General features: G+C 62.2%; 13 protein-coding genes and 1 riboswitch. Of the genes, 11 read left to right on the top strand and 2 right to left on the bottom strand.

Translation table 11 applies throughout. From position 1 onward, the window contains the following. Positions 1 to 80 precede the first annotated feature (80 nt). Positions 81 to 626: a CGNR zinc finger domain-containing protein gene (locus ABWI03_RS04340; RefSeq protein ID WP_214883706.1), complete on the bottom strand. Its 546-nt coding sequence runs from the start codon at positions 624 to 626 to the stop codon at positions 81 to 83. 68 nt (positions 627 to 694) lie between these two features. Here ABWI03_RS04340 and ABWI03_RS04335 point away from each other — a divergent pair, with 68 nt between their 5' ends. The 9 genes from ABWI03_RS04335 to ABWI03_RS04295 all read left to right on the top strand — a co-directional run bounded on the left by ABWI03_RS04335 (position 695) and on the right by ABWI03_RS04295 (position 10804). Next, the gene (locus ABWI03_RS04335) at positions 695 to 1642 is read left to right on the top strand and encodes an EamA family transporter (RefSeq protein WP_200316451.1); all 948 of its coding nucleotides are present in this window, start codon (positions 695 to 697) and stop codon (positions 1640 to 1642) included. Between the two features lie 45 nt (positions 1643 to 1687). Further along, on the top strand, positions 1688 to 2644 hold the full coding sequence (locus ABWI03_RS04330) for an ABC transporter ATP-binding protein (protein ID WP_298777290.1): 957 nt from the start codon (positions 1688 to 1690) through the stop codon (positions 2642 to 2644). After that, positions 2644 to 3438, top strand: a complete 795-nt coding sequence (locus tag ABWI03_RS04325; protein ID WP_166809295.1) for an ABC transporter permease — start codon at positions 2644 to 2646, stop codon at positions 3436 to 3438. Before ABWI03_RS04330 ends, ABWI03_RS04325 begins: the two co-directional genes overlap by 1 nt. Beyond that, entirely contained in the window at positions 3439 to 4563 is a 1125-nt protein-coding gene (locus ABWI03_RS04320; RefSeq protein ID WP_124567622.1) for a sensor histidine kinase, read from the top strand. Then, entirely contained in the window at positions 4560 to 5189 is a 630-nt protein-coding gene (locus tag ABWI03_RS04315) for a response regulator transcription factor (protein WP_298777289.1), read from the top strand. Before ABWI03_RS04320 ends, ABWI03_RS04315 begins: the two co-directional genes overlap by 4 nt. A gap of 220 nt (positions 5190 to 5409) precedes the next feature. Beyond that, complete coding sequence (locus ABWI03_RS04310) at positions 5410 to 5847, top strand: helix-turn-helix domain-containing protein (RefSeq protein ID WP_166809294.1); 438 nt, start codon at positions 5410 to 5412, stop codon at positions 5845 to 5847. Between the two features lie 97 nt (positions 5848 to 5944). Further along, positions 5945 to 6153: riboswitch (cobalamin riboswitch) on the top strand. Positions 6154 to 6312: 159 nt separating this feature from the next. Then, the gene (gene metE, locus ABWI03_RS04305) at positions 6313 to 8577 is read left to right on the top strand and encodes a 5-methyltetrahydropteroyltriglutamate--homocysteine S-methyltransferase (RefSeq protein ID WP_298777288.1); all 2265 of its coding nucleotides are present in this window, start codon (positions 6313 to 6315) and stop codon (positions 8575 to 8577) included. A gap of 218 nt (positions 8578 to 8795) precedes the next feature. Then, complete coding sequence (locus ABWI03_RS04300; protein ID WP_235170160.1) at positions 8796 to 9740, top strand: alpha/beta hydrolase; 945 nt, start codon at positions 8796 to 8798, stop codon at positions 9738 to 9740. Next, positions 9737 to 10804, top strand: a complete 1068-nt coding sequence (locus tag ABWI03_RS04295; RefSeq protein ID WP_095968763.1) for a quercetin 2,3-dioxygenase — start codon at positions 9737 to 9739, stop codon at positions 10802 to 10804. Before ABWI03_RS04300 ends, ABWI03_RS04295 begins: the two co-directional genes overlap by 4 nt. A 37-nt stretch (positions 10805 to 10841) precedes the next feature. Here ABWI03_RS04295 and ABWI03_RS04290 read toward each other — a convergent pair whose 3' ends face one another. Next, entirely contained in the window at positions 10842 to 11498 is a 657-nt protein-coding gene (locus tag ABWI03_RS04290) for a TetR/AcrR family transcriptional regulator (RefSeq protein WP_095968762.1), read from the bottom strand. Between the two features lie 237 nt (positions 11499 to 11735). Between ABWI03_RS04290 and ABWI03_RS04285 the strand changes: the two genes are divergently transcribed. Together ABWI03_RS04285 and ABWI03_RS04280 are read left to right on the top strand one after the other, a co-directional pair. After that, positions 11736 to 13850: an ABC transporter permease gene (locus ABWI03_RS04285; RefSeq protein ID WP_172436475.1), complete on the top strand. Its 2115-nt coding sequence runs from the start codon at positions 11736 to 11738 to the stop codon at positions 13848 to 13850. Positions 13851 to 14180: 330 nt separating this feature from the next. Further along, positions 14181 to 14867, top strand: a complete 687-nt coding sequence (locus tag ABWI03_RS04280; RefSeq protein ID WP_298777287.1) for a phosphatase PAP2 family protein — start codon at positions 14181 to 14183, stop codon at positions 14865 to 14867. The last annotated feature ends 1 nt before the right edge of the window (position 14868 follow it).

Below are 14868 nucleotides of genomic sequence, written 5' to 3'. Positions count from 1 at the left end.
GAATTCACAACGCTAGACCGATCCTGGCTCCCGACAAGGTATCCGCTCAGCCTGGTTCTATCCCTGCGAACACCGCTTGGTCACGCCCCGGATTTACGGGCACGATAGGCGGCGACGTGCGCCCTGTTCCCACAGTTTCCGGTGTCGCAGTATCGCTTCGACCGATTGCGCGACAAGTCCACGAAGACCGCTTCGCAGTCGGGAGCCTCGCACCATCGCAACCTCGAGAATTCGTCGGTTCGGATCAGATCGAGCACACCCATCGCCGCTTCTGCAGCCATCCGGTCCACGAGGGGCGAATCGTCAGCGGTGACGTGCAGATGCCAGCCGAGATCATCGTGCCTGGTGAGCCGCGGCCTCGCGCCCGATTCGAGAAGCAGTGAGTTCACCACCTCGACGGCGTCGTCCACTCCCGTGGCTTCCCAGAACTTTCGCAGTCGTGGACGCAGTGCACGAACCGCCGCCAATTCCTCCAGAGTGCCGTCCCGCCGGCCGGTCCAACGATCGGCGTCGAGGAACCTGGTCAGTTCCTCTGAATCCGGCAACAGTTCCTCGCCACCGCGAGCCGTGTTGACCAACGACGCGGCGAAGACGAGCGCCGATTCCGTGTCACCAGCAAAATGCACTTTGACTCCTGAGCCTTGTCAACCTAATGTCAGCATCATAATCGCTTTTACTCCTGACAGGTGCCCACGTGAACTCTCGCAACGGTTTGATCTTCGCTCTGCTGTCCGCGGCAACGTTCGGCGTCTCGGGCCCGTTCGCGAAATCTCTCATCGAATCAGGGTGGTCCCCCGGCGGCGCGGTGTTCGCGCGCGTGGCCGGCGGCGCACTGGTGATGATGGTGATCGCGGTAGCCACCCAATGGCCTCGCCTACGACAGGTCGGCGCCCACACGCGAACCGTACTGCTGTACGGAGTGTTCGCAATTTCCGGCGTTCAACTGTGCTTCTTCAATGCTGTGCAACATCTTTCGGTCGGAGTCGCATTACTCCTCGAATACCTTGCACCGATCATCGTCATCGGATGGGTGTGGATCACCAAAGGCGCGCGGCCGAGCGTGCAGACACTTCTCGGTGCGGCGGTTGCCTTGATCGGCGCCGCAGTGGTGATCGACGTCTTCGGATCGGCAGAGATCAGTGCCGTCGGAGTTGCGTGGGGACTGGCCGCAGCGGCATGCCTTGCAGTCTATTTCGTCATTTCCGAACGTGCGGACGGCGATCTCCAGCCTGTTGTGCTCGCGGCTTCGGGGCTGACCGTCAGCGCACTGGTCATCGGCGCACTCGGGCTCGTCGGCATCCTCCCCCTCGAGTTCTCGGCCTCGAACGCAGTCGTGGCAGAACACTCGGTGAGCGTGTGGCTGCCCGTGGCGGTCCTGGTCCTGGTCAGCACTGTCATCGCCTACCTCACCGGCATCGCCGCGATCACGCTGCTGGGACCGACCATAGGATCTCTGGTAGCACTGACCGAAGTGCTGTGCGCGGTCGTCGCCGCGTGGATCCTGGTCGGGGAATCCGTCACCGCACTCCAAGCCGTGGGTGGCGCAGCAATCATCGCGGGGTTGGTCCTCGCCCGGCTCGGCCAGAGTGCACCGAAACAGATACCGGCCGACCCGATGACAAATGTCATGGCAGAAGAATGACGGACGGACGAGGGCTCACGTCCTCGAAGCGAGCAGATTCTATGTATGACCTCAACACAGGCACGGCATTCACCACAGGCACTGCACACACTCCCTGAAGGATCGGCACACGACGCCGTCCGGTTGACCGGACTTCGCAAGAGTTTCGGAACCGTCGATGCCGTCAAGGGCATCGACCTGAGCATCCGCCCCGGCGAGATCGTCGCGTTCCTCGGCCCGAACGGCGCAGGCAAGACGACAACCATCGACATGATCCTCGGACTGTCCCGACCGACGTCGGGCGACGTGAGCGTCTTCGGAATGTCACCCCGATCGGCGATCGCCCGCGGACTCGTGTCTGCAGTCATGCAGACCGGCGGGCTGCTCAAAGAACTGACGGTGGCCGAGACCGTGCAGCTGACCGCCAGCCTGTACGCCCAATCCCGTCCGGTCGACGAAGTGCTGGGGCGAGCCGGAATCCTCGACATCTCCGATCGCCTCGTCAGCAAATGCTCAGGCGGACAACAACAGCGCCTGCGGTTTGCGATGGCGTTGCTGTCGAACCCCCAATTGCTCATTCTCGACGAGCCGACCACCGGTATGGACGTCGAAGGGCGTCGGGACTTTTGGTCCGCCATCCGCGCCGACGCAGATCACGGTCGCACTGTGCTTTTTGCGACGCACTACCTCGAAGAGGCCGATGTCTACGCCGACCGCATCATCCTGGTCCGGCAGGGCACAGTCGTCGCCGACGGGACTACCGCCGAGGTCAAGGCGATGGCGTCCGGGCGCACCCTGCGCGCACGAGTCCCCGGTATCACCGACGAACTGCTCCGAGCCATACCGAACTCGGACGCCGTCGAGGTGCGTGGTGAGTCATTGCTCGTGCACTCGGGCGACACCGATGCCGTTGCACGGTTTCTGCTGACCAACACGCAGGCTCGCGATCTCGAAATCGTCTCGCGTGGCCTCGAAGACGCATTCATCGCACTCACGTCGAACAACTCCGAAGGACAGAAGTGATGACCACTGCAATCGAAGCGAACACCTACGGAGCCGAGCGAACCGTCGTACCACTGGGCGGATTCAACACGACCCTGTTGCGACTGGAATTTCGTCGTCTGACCCGCAATCGGCGCACGATGATCTTCACACTCGTCATGCCGGTCGTCTTCTTCCTCGTCTTCGGGCTCGGTCAAGGCGACGACGACCACGGGATCGGGCACGGCAATGTCGCCGCGTACATCATGATCAGCATGGCCCTGTACGGCGCGATGCTGGCCACTACGAGTGGCGGAGCGATGGTCTCGATCGAACGAGCGTCGGGATGGAGCCGGCAACTGCGCCTGACTCCACTGACGCCGGTCGCCTACATCGCCGTCAAACTGATCATGGCGATGCTGCTCGGTCTCGTCTCGATCCTTGTCGTCTACGTCGTCGGCGCGTTCACGTCTGCGCAGATGGACGGATCGCTCTGGTTCACAACAGCATTGATCGCCTGGCTGGGATCGTCGATCTTCGCGGCCTTCGGCCTGTTCATGGGGTATCTGCTCCCCAGTGAGAACGTCATGCAGTTGCTCGGCCCCGGACTGGCCCTGCTCGCCTTCGGCGGCGGACTCTTCGTACCTCTCACCGACGGTTCCGTGTGGGCGACCATCGCACAGTTCACGCCGATGTTCGGCATCAATGCCCTCGCCCACGCACCGTTGACCGGCAATAGCATTCACTGGACCTGGATCGTCAATATCCTGGTGTGGTTCGCCATCTTCGCCGGCGGAGCGATCTGGCGGTTCCAACGAGATACGGAGCGTGTGTAGTTGTCGCAAACGACTGACCGAAACGATTCCGTCGCGCTACCGCGGCGGAATCGTTTCGGTGTTCTCTTCGCGGCGGTCTGGATGGTATTTCTCGGCGGACCGCTGATCGAGGGATGGAATCTGCGCGACGAAGTGCGCGGCTGGACAGGGATTCTCGCGACGATCACCTTCAGTGCGCTCTACCTGTACACGTTCGCCACAACTCAACAGCGGCGCCGAATGACAATGACTCGGCCGAAAATTCGCGAAGCTGCACTGGCTCTGGCCGCTCTGACCGTGTTGGCCGCCGTGATGATCGTCAGCGTCGGGCCGACGGGTTTGGCAGCCGCACCGTATCTCGCGGTGACAGCGGTGACGCTGCTGCCGACCGTCGCGGGCGGCATTCTCGCCTTGGTGTTTGCAGCCTCCGTGGAGATAGTCAGCCTCTCGTCCGGGTGGGGTAATTACTCCGGGCTCTCCCTCGGAGTCTGCGCGGCCGCATTCGCGACCTGGGGCATCATGTCCCTGATCAGCCGCAACTTCGCCATGCTCCATGAACGCGAAGAGCAGGAGCAGCGGGCAATCATGGAAGAGCGAACGAGGATGGCGCGCGATCTGCACGACATCCTCGGGCACTCGCTGACCGTCATCACGATCAAAGCTGAACTGGCCAACCGCCTACTGGACGTCGACATAGAACGTGCGCGCAGCGAACTCGACGATCTCGAAAGACTCTCTCGAGACGCGCTTGCGGACGTGCGATCGGCCGTCGAAGGATTTCGTGGAATTTCACTTCCCGTCGAGATAGCCCGTGCACGAGAGGCATTGCGTGCGGCAGGTATCGAGGACGACGTGCCGAGCAGTACCGACATGGTCCCCACTCGCCTCCGAGAACTCTTCGCATGGACGATCCGTGAGGGTGTCACCAACGTGGTTCGGCACAGCGGAGCAACACACTGTCGGATCACGGTCGACGAAAGAAGCGCATCTGTCGTCGACGACGGACGAGGGGCCGGGTCGACGTCTTCCGGCAACGGTCTGATCGGATTGCGTGAGCGGGCCGGCGCGTCGGGCGCACGAGTGATCATCACTCATCCCGAACCGCAAGGGTTTGCACTTCAGGTCGTCGAACAGGAGAAAGTGTGAGCAACCAGGGCGATCGAGCAACCATACGGCTGCTCTTGGCGGACGACCAGGCGCTCGTGCGAGGAGCTTTGGCCGCGCTACTCGATCTGGAATCCGATCTGTCCGTGGTGGCCGAGGTCGTCCGCGGTGACGAGGTGGTGGCTGCCGTACTCGAGCACCGTCCGGACGTCGCGCTTCTCGACGTCGAGATGCCCGGCATGGACGGTATCGCCGCGACAGCGGCCCTTCGCGAAGCAGCACCCGAGACCCGGGTTCTGATCGTCACCACGTTCGGGCGCCCAGGATTTCTCCGTAAAGCCCTTCACGCGGGGGCCGGCGGGTTCGTCGTCAAGGACACACCTGCCAGGCAGCTTGCCGACGCGGTCAGGCGTGTTCATGCCGGACTGCGCGTCGTCGATCCCACCCTTGCGGCTGACAGCCTCGTCAGCGGTGAGTCGCCCCTGACGGAGCGTGAGACCCAAGTACTGCGCGCTGCTCACGACGGCGCACCCGTGGCGGCCATCGCGGGGGCGCTGTTCTTGTCCGCAGGGACAGTTCGAAATCACCTGTCGTCCGCAATGGGTAAGACGGGTGCCACGACCCGCGCCGAAGCCGTGAGAATCGCCGAGTCGAACGGCTGGCTCTGATCCGCGATGCCGGAATCCGCTTCGCCGGCAAATAGTCCGCCGTTCGATTCTTGATGACGATTTGTCCAGATCACTCAAAGTAGGGACCTTCTACCCTAGGGATTTTCCCTGCAAAGGACCCCCTTCGTGAGAATCCAAAACAGCTAATCGTTCGATAACTGGCTATGATGCAGTTAATTGAATCGACGGAGCCTGTGCGTAACGGGGGAAGGGACGTCTCATGTCGAACCAGTTCAACGATCGCTTGAACTCGCTGTTCGAGACTGCCGACTTTCACGTCACCAACGCGATGGTCGTTCGCGGCATGACCGAGTTCGGATGCCGCATCTCGACGCCGTACCTGTCGCAACTACGCACCGGCGTCCGAACCAACCCGTCACCCGAAGTGGTCGCTGCCCTCGCCCACTTCTTCAACGTCCATCCGGACTACTTCTACGCCCCGTCCGACCACACTCCACCGACCGTCTCCGGTGGCGAAGCAGACCTCTCACTTCTCGAACAGCTGCACAACGTGCGCCTGCGAAACCTCACTGCTCGGGTCGTCGATCTCTCACCGTCTTCGCAGGATCTGCTTGTGGAAATGGCGGAGAATCTACGTTCCTCCGAGAATCTTCCGCGCGTACCACCGGACTCGAATTCCTACATGTCACGCGCGTAGCGCCCTTCGCCGACTCTCCTTGACTGCGCAGGGAGGGTTGGCCTTATGCTGATCGATGCAGCTGGTTCGCCCGGCACGGTCATGAGGAGCCCCGAAGACCGTTCCCGGCGTCGAAGCCCCGTCAGCGCAAGCTGACGGAGTGAGAGGGAACCCGGTGAAAATCCGGGACTGTCCCGCAGCGGTAAGCAGGAACGACCGCCGTTTATGTGCACTGGGCATCCGCCTGGGAAGCGACGGCCAGTAGGTTCGATCCAACTCGATCGAGTGCCCGCGAGTCCGAAGACCTGCCGACTGTGTCGGGCACGCCGTGCCCGACGGTCCACCGCCTCGTGGAATGGGCGTGTAGATCTCCATCGGACCTCGTGCGTGGTTCGGGCAGTGCTGCCCGCCGAAGCTCGGGGTCTCGTGAGGTGTACCCGTCTGCCGGCAGTGGCCATCAGTGCATTGGCAATCTGGAGAAACTCCGTGACAACGACATTCACTTCGACCGTGCTGGGCTCACCGCGCATCGGTCCTCATCGAGAACTCAAGCGGGCAACCGAAAGCTACTGGGCGGGGCGCATCGACGCCGACGCCTTGCAGAGCGTCGCCCGTGACCTCCGTCGGCAGGGCTTGGCCGACCTCCGTGACCTGGGCCTCGACTCGATCCCGGTCAACACCTTCTCCTTCTACGATCAAATGCTCGACACCGCAGTTCTTCTCGGCGCACTTCCCGATCGCGTCGCATCGGTCGCCGATCCGTTGGACCGCTACTTTGCAGCTGCCCGTGGGACGGACACCATCGCGCCGCTCGAAATGACGAAGTGGTTCGACACCAATTACCACTACCTGGTGCCGGAGATCTCGCCGTCCACCACGTTCGCACTCGACCCGTCCAAGGTCTTGTCCGAACTCGCAGAAGCACTTTCCGACGGCATCGCAGCCCGCCCGGTCGTCATCGGACCGGTCACCTTCCTGTTGCTTTCGAAGCCTGTCGGCACTGACGAGCCTCTGCTCTCGCGGCTCGACGAACTGCTCCCCCTCTACGCGGATCTACTCGGTCGGCTCGCGAAGGCCGGCGCGGAGTGGGTTCAGCTCGACGAACCGGCTCTCGTAGGTGATCGCACCGACGAGGAAATCGAAGCGGCACGCGCTGCGTACGAACAGCTTTCGGCACTGACCGAGCGGCCGTCGATCCTGTTGGCGTCGTACTTCGGTTCGCTGCGTGACGCGCTGCCCGCACTCGCGTCCACCGGTGTCGAAGGATTTGCCGTCGATCTGGTGGCCGGTCAGGATTCGATCGGCTCCGTCCCCGAACTCGCTCGCAAACTGGTCGTCGCCGGTGTGGTCGACGGACGAAACATCTGGCGGTCGGATCTGGATTCGGCACTGAGCACGTTGGGTGCTCTGTTGGGCAGCGTGGATACTCTTGCCGTCTCCACGTCGTGCTCCCTGCTGCACGTTCCGTACACTCTCGACGCAGAAGCCGATGTCGACAAGGCCCTACGCTCGTGGCTCGCGTTCGGCACCGAGAAGGTCAAGGAAGTGGTCACTCTCGCAACCGCTCTCACGCAGGGGCGAGAGTCGGTGGAGGACGAGTTCGCGCTGGCACGAGCTGCAGCGTCGACCCGCAAGGACGATCGCAGACTCAATGACGCGAGCGTTCGAGGCCGGCTGGACGCCGTTCTGAGCTCGGCGACCGGTCGCGCGCCCGCCGCCGAGCGCCGCGCTGCCCAGGACGAGTTGCTGTCTCTGCCACCGCTGCCCACGACCACTATCGGCTCGTACCCACAAACGTCGAAGATCCGTATCGCTCGCGCGGCGCTGCGCAAGGGCGAGATCGACGAAGCCGAGTACGTCGACCGCATGCGCGCCGAGATCGCCGAAGTTGTTGCACTCCAGGAAAAATTGGAACTCGACGTACTCGTTCACGGCGAACCGGAACGCAACGACATGGTGCAGTACTTCGCGGAGCAGTTGGACGGGTTCTTCGCCACAGCCAACGGATGGGTCCAGTCGTACGGTACCCGCTGCGTGCGTCCGCCGATTCTGTACGGCGACGTCTCACGTCCGAAGCAGATGACCGTCGACTGGATCACGTACGCACAGTCGCTGACAGACAAGCCGGTCAAGGGCATGCTCACCGGGCCCGTCACCATTCTGGCCTGGTCGTTCGTCCGCGACGACCAACCGCTCGCCGACTCGGCAAATCAAGTCGCACTGGCCATTCGAGACGAGACGGTCGATCTGCAGGCCGCCGGTATCGGAATCATCCAGGTCGACGAACCGGCACTGCGTGAGCTACTTCCACTGCGTGCTGCGGACCAGCCCGCCTACCTGGACTGGTCGGTCGGTGCCTTCCGGCTGGCCACCTCGGGCGTCGCGGATTCCACCGCCATCCACACCCACCTGTGCTACTCCGAGTTCGGAGCGGTGATCGGTGCCATCGCCGGTCTCGACGCGGACGTCACGTCCATCGAGGCTGCGCGATCACACATGGAGGTGCTCGACGATCTCAGTTCGGTCGGGTTCGACCTCGGCGTCGGTCCGGGTGTCTACGACATCCACTCGCCACGCGTGCCGAGCGTCGACGAGATCGCGGAGTCGCTACGCGAAGCACTCAAAGCTGTTCCGGTCGAACGATTGTGGGTCAATCCGGACTGCGGATTGAAGACACGGGGGCCGATCGAGGTCGAAGCGTCGCTGCGTAACCTCGTCGAAGCCGCGAAGGTGGTACGAGCGGAGCTTTAGGGGCAAGCCCCTGTGCGCCTTTCTGGTGGTGGCACTATCGGAAAGGCACACAGGGGGTCATGCCGTATGGCCGATCGGTCTCGAAGCATAGAAACGTAGGCTTCCGGATCTCTCCCTTTCCTGCTACCTTGCCTTACTAGACAGTGACCTAAGGAGAGGCCTTACAACCGCGAAAGCGACGACCCAGGCCCGGGTTCACGTCGAAGGAGTTCACCCACGTGGACACGGTTTCGACCGATGTCCGCCATTCCACGGTCGAGTACGCCCCTGGCTTACACCTCGACATAGTCCGACCGAAGGACCCGCCGCAGCCGTTGCCTGCGATCGTGTGGATCCACGGCGGTGGATGGCGGCTACAAGACCGCACGGCCTGCCCAGACCTCGCGAAGCATTTCGCTGCCGAGGGATACGTGATGGTCAGCATCGACTACCGGTTGGCACCGGACATCGTTCACCCCGGTCAATTGCTCGACGTTCGGCGCGCAGTGCGCTGGCTGCGAAGCAATGCCGCCGAACATCGCGTGGATCCGGATCGAATTGGACTCTGGGGATCGTCGGCAGGAGGGCACCTCGCAGCGCTTGCCGGCATCCATTCCTCGACCCTTCGGCTGGACCACGAAGAAGCCTCATCCGTCAGCTCAGCAGTCCAGGCCGTCGTCGACGGTTACGGCCCAGCAGATCTTCCTGCCCTGGTGAATCTTTCGTCGCCGATCTCCGAAGCCGAACAAGTATCGCCCGAGGCATCACTGTTGGGTGGACCGATTCGAGACAACCTCGCCGCCGCACGCGACGCGAGTCCGGCACTCGTAGCCAAGGGCGGAACGCCCCCGTTCCTGGTCATGCACGGGATCGAGGACACGATGGTTCCACACCACCAAAGCGTCAGCCTGTACGACTCGCTCGCCGCCTATGGAAACGACGTGATCCTTTATCTCGTGGACGGTTTCGGCCACGGCTTCTTCAACCCGGGCAACGTGCTGGAGCTGGGTCCTGGGCTCAGTCTCGATCAGGGGCACCTCGAGCGTGATCCGTCCGCGTCCGCAACAGTCCGAGCCTCCACCGACCGCGGGAGACGGTTCGTCGAACGCCGCCCATGCGCGTCGTTCGCGACTATCGAAGCCTTTTTCTCTCGAACGCTGAAAGCAGGTGCGTCCCTCTCATGACCACATTCGACATTCCGAGTTTGGACGAGGTCCACTCCACCGTTCCCGAATCGGATTCTCTACCAGGGCGTTGCGTGCCTTACCACCTGTCCGCCGGTGAAGGCGAGCGATACCAACTAGGCGGTCAACTCCTCACAGTCATCGCCCGCCCGCAAGATACCGGTGGACAGTTCGGCGCCGCCTACGTCTACGGCGGCGCAGGTGTCGAGACGCCGTTCGTCGAGCACTCCGACGAATTCCGTTTCCTGTACGTCACCGACGGTCGACTCCAAGTCTGGCTTCCGGGCGAAACCAACATCCTCGTAGCGGGAGACGCCGTGTCGATCCCACCCGGCACGCCGTACGCGTACCGCATGCTCGCGCATCGCACGCGATTCCTGAGTTGGCTCACTGTCGGTGACGGACACAGTTGGGGCGCAGAATCGGGCACCGCCACGCAGTCGCACGTCTTCGACATCAGCGCTGACCAGAATGTTTCAGACGCGCGTCAGTCCGAACTTGCAGCGCAGTACGGAATTCGAGTTCTCGACCTGGAGAAGAAGGATCTTCCCTCGTCGTCGGGATCGATTTTGCCTCAGTCCAATTCGGCCTACGTCCTGCGAGCCGGCGAAGGTGACCGATGGGCGAGCATGGACCAACTCAACACTTATCTCGCACGCTCCCGAAACACGGATTCGACGTACTTCGCGATGCACACCAGCGGCGGCAAGAGTCCATACATTCCGTTGCATTTCCACCGTCAGCACACCGAGAACTTCTTCTGCCTCGAGGGCCGGATTCTGTTGCACGCGAACGGTAAGGAAATCCTTCTGACCAAAGGCGACTTCCTTCACGCACCTGCAGGCACCGTGCACAGTTTCTCGTTCGCCGGCCACAGCACCCAGATGCTCGGACTCCTGACCACCGGTGTGTTCGAGAAGTTCTTCGAATACATGAACCGCCCGACCGAGGCTCACGTCCACGTCGAAGGAGGCGACATGACCTTCCCTGGTGAAGGATTCGGGCGCGCTCGTGCCGAACTGGACCTGGAGGTCGTCGGGCCGCCCCCAACTCCCGGCGGATAAAGCGATCTGCGCTCACCTCCGATGACCATTCCCTGAACTAAGAGAGCGTGCCCGCCGAACGAGAGCTGAGAAAGTCGCCGACGGTGGTCACCGGCGCTCTGAGCATCCCCGCGCAAGCATCGATGAGGAAGTAGGCCAACCCGGTCCAGTTGGGCTCGATGGTGTCCTGCTCGAGGCGTGCCTCGTATTCGGCGCAGACGTCGGTGACCATTCGTCCCATGATCCAAGATCGACCGACGAGCACGGGCGCAGGAATATCCGAGAGGAGACCCATCGCCCGCTGAAACACTTCGTCGACCAGCGGATCCGACAGCATGGCAATGAGTTCGATGCCCGACGGCGCCGCCTTCAGTTGTTGTACGAGCCGTGCACGCCAGCTCGGACGAGGCAAGGACGCCAGTTGGTCGGTCCACGGGAGTATGAGGCAGCCCAACAGATCTCGGAGATCCGGGTCTTCGCCGAGTAGATCGGCGAGTTCACGGCGTCGGCGACGGGTGTCGTCGGTATGACGCTCGATCAACGCCCGAATGAGCTCGTCACGTCCGCCGAAGTGATAGGTCACAGCGGAGTGATTGGCACTACCAGTGCGCTCGGCGATGTGCCGGTTGGAGACCGCATCAACCCCTTCCCTGGCAAAGAGCTCCTCAGCTGCGTCCAGCAAGGCTTTCTTCACCCGGTCACCATGTTGTCCCATGCCTACTCCTCGTCGACTTCGTCTGCCGGGGTCGTTCGATACGCCTTCTCACCGATAGGGCAGACATCACTACCCTGCCTGTTTGAATTTTAAGACATGCGGCGTAACTTTATTTAAGACAGGACGCGTAATTCTGTTGGACGACGGTGGGCGTGTCCCATCGGCCCAACCGTGGATCCGCCCTGCCTGTCGCGACCGGATCGAGCAACACCTGCCCAGAGTTCGAGGAGTTCCACAATGCCCACCACTGCTTCTCCCGATGCCGAAAGTCCGCCAGAGGGGAACGCCGTGGCCGAAGCCGCCGCTCGCGCCCGAAAGGAGCAGATCGGCCGGTACGTGGCGATGATCTTGCTGCCCTTCTTGATGGTCGGAATGATGATCACCGGCTACTTGGTTGCGATGCACGCACCTGCCCCGAACAACATGCCTGTCGCAGTTGCCGGACAGACACAGCAGGCCGAACAATTTGCGGCAGCACTCGAAGCGTCCGATCCGTCGGCCGTGGACGTCCGGATCGTCGCCACTGACGAGGAGGCACGCCAACTCCTCCTCGACCGCGAGGTGTCCGGCGTCGTATCGCTGCACGCTACGGACCCCAACGCGACGGTTTACACCGCAAGTGCGGCCGGAGCTGCTCAGGTTTCCACGGTCACCGGACTGCTCGCTCCCCAGGTCCTTGCGCAAGGCGGCGATCTGACCGTCGAAGATCTCGCACCACTGCCGGCCCACGACCCTGCGGGCTTGGCCGCGATGTTCATGGCCACCGCTCTGATGCTTGCCGGTTACATGCCCCTGAGTATTACGCTGTCCAACTCGCCCGAGCTGTTGCGATTCCGCCGAGTCGTACCACTTCTCGCCGGATGGTCAGCGCTGATCGCAGCACTGGTGTGGTTGGTCGCGGGTCCGATCCTCGGCGCGGTCGAGGGGCATACAGCAGCAATCCTCGGGATCTCGTGGCTCGCCGTATTCGCTGTCGGTTCCGTGCAGTTGCTCCTCACCCGGATATTCGGCCCGTTGGCAGTGCTGGTCGGCATGTTGTTCGTGATGGTGCTCGGCGTCCCGGCATCCAACATGGGCATGTCGGTGTTCACGATGCCGTCGATCTACGCAACGTTGCACAGCTTCCTGCCTACCGCAGCCGCCGGCGAGGCCCTGCGCTCGGTGCTCTACTTCGGCGGCGACGGACTCGGCTCCCATCTGCTGGTCCTGGCCCTCGGCGCAGCGATTGCACTACTCGCAACACTGGGCGTCGACGCGCTGAAACGACGCCGCAACCCCGAGGCTGGTACTCCCGAGATCTCGATGGCATCGCTGACCGCACGGCCGCGACCAGCCAGCAACAAGGTTCGCTACGCCACCTTGGCGTTCTTCCCCTTCGCCATGGTCACGCTCATGCTTTCGGTCATGCTCGGTTCGATGTACCAGCCTGCTCCCCGGGACATGCCGGTCTCGGTGGTCGCGGCCACCACGGAACAGGCAGAACAAGCTGTCGCCGGCCTCGAACAGAACTTGGGCGGACTGTTCGATCTGCAGGCAGTCGGATCAGTGGACGAAGCCCGCAGCCTCGTTCAGGACCGCACAGTCACCGCCGCCTACGTCCTACCTTCGGCAGAGTCGCCCACCGCGACACTGATCACCAGTCAAGCCGCCGGAACGAGCCAACAGCAAGCAGTGCAATCGGTCTTCAAACAGGTTTCTGCCGGCCAGCACGTACAACTGACGACAGAAGATCTCGCACCGCTCGCCGACTCGGATTCCAGCGGCACGGTCAGCATGTACTTGGCGATGGGCTGGATCATGTCCGGCTTCATGATCATCGTCGTCGGCAGCAGCGCAGCGCCGGCAGTGATGAAATTGCGGACGCTTGTTCCCGTTCTCGCAGGATGGTCGGTGTTCATGTCGGCCGTGATCTGGCTGATCGCCGGTCCCCTCGTCGGCACGATCGACGGTCACTTCTGGCAGCTTTTCGGCACCGGCATCATCGCGATCTTCAGTACCGCGTTGTTCACCACCGTGCTGGTTCGACTACTCGGACTCCTCGCAGTCATCCCGGCCGTCGGAGTTCTCATGTTTCTCGGAATACCGGCTTCGGGTGCCGCGATGTCGATCTACATGGAACCCGGGATCTTCCGCGTCCTACACGACGTACTGCCGATGCCCGCAGCTGTGGAGTCCGTCCGATCGATCCTGTACTTCGGTGCGGACACGGTCGGTAGTCAGCTGATGACCTTCGGAATCTGGGGAGCCATCTCCCTGCTGTGCGTGTTGCTCATCGACAAAGCTCGCGCCGACAAGGCTCGCCCCGCAGAGGCAACGGAACGTCCGTCGGATTCCGAATTCGCCACGGCGTGAGAGCCGGAACTCCCTGAAGGACAGGGATTCACGCCTGATAGCGCGAGCAAGAACGCTGCGACTGTCGGGGATCTGGACTGCGCGCTCCGACCAGGTCCTCGACAGGCGTGAGAAACAAAAGATCGGACCACCAGCGAATGCCGCGGAACAAATGCTGCAACGATCGCAGGCAGCCGAGCCGTCGAAGTGGCCTTCGGTGACTTCGCCTGGATGTGAGGGCGGGTAATGGGTGTTACCGGAATATCTACTCCTCGACAACTGCTGGGACCCTTGTGGTTTCGATCTCTGCAGGAGCAAGTTCGAGGGCGCGGACGAGAAGCGACAACACAGTTGGCGCTGATTACGGTGCTCTACCTGGGCTATCGCGCCGGACGGATCTTTGCCGCCGGCCAGGAATCACGAGCATTCTCCAACGCCCACGCTCTCGTGGACTTCGAGCGCGGAATGCATTTACCGAACGAAGCGTCACTGAATGCCTTCCTCACGCATTCCGATACCCTCGCGAGATTTGCGAACGGATACTACGCGAGCGTGCACTTCCCTTTTGCAATTGCCACACTGCTGTGGTTGTGGGTATATCGCGCGCAGTACTACACATGGGTCCGAAATGTCATGGCTGCCTTGACCGCAACGGCGGTTGTGATCCACGTGCTGGTCCCGCTTGCACCCCCGCGAATGCTGCCCGATCTCGGTTTCGTCGACCTCGCCACCCGATACGGGCAATCGGTCTACGGACCTCCAGACACAGATACCCTCTCGAACCAGTTCGCCGCGATGCCGTCGCTGCACATTGGATGGGCGCTGTTGCTGTCCATCGCACTGTTCCTGGCAATACGGTCTCGATGGCGTTGGCCCGTTCTCGCCCACCCGGTTGTGACCACATTTGTGGTGATCGCCACCGCAAATCACTATTGGTTGGACGGATTGGTCGCGACCCTCATCATGGTCATAGCGATGGCTTTCCTGACTTCCACCTTTCCTCGTCGCAACAGAGTCGATACCACGGGAGGGAGATGAC

Source organism: Rhodococcus baikonurensis (genome assembly GCF_040489275.1).
GTDB lineage: Bacteria > Actinomycetota > Actinomycetes > Mycobacteriales > Mycobacteriaceae > Rhodococcus_F > Rhodococcus_F baikonurensis.
The sequence above is the reverse complement of the archived record's forward strand: the minus strand, read 5'-3'. Positions and strand labels throughout refer to the sequence as shown.

Coding starts and splice junctions, on each gene's coding strand:
- ABWI03_RS04330 (WP_298777290.1), top strand. CDS start 1,688: ATGACCTCAACACAGGCACGGCATTCACCACAGGCACTGCACACACTC.
- ABWI03_RS04325 (WP_166809295.1), top strand. CDS start 2,644: ATGACCACTGCAATCGAAGCGAACACCTACGGAGCCGAGCGAACCGTC.
- ABWI03_RS04310 (WP_166809294.1), top strand. CDS start 5,410: ATGTCGAACCAGTTCAACGATCGCTTGAACTCGCTGTTCGAGACTGCC.
- ABWI03_RS04295 (WP_095968763.1), top strand. CDS start 9,737: ATGACCACATTCGACATTCCGAGTTTGGACGAGGTCCACTCCACCGTT.
- ABWI03_RS04290 (WP_095968762.1), bottom strand. CDS start 11,498: ATGGGACAACATGGTGACCGGGTGAAGAAAGCCTTGCTGGACGCAGCT.
- ABWI03_RS04285 (WP_172436475.1), top strand. CDS start 11,736: ATGCCCACCACTGCTTCTCCCGATGCCGAAAGTCCGCCAGAGGGGAAC.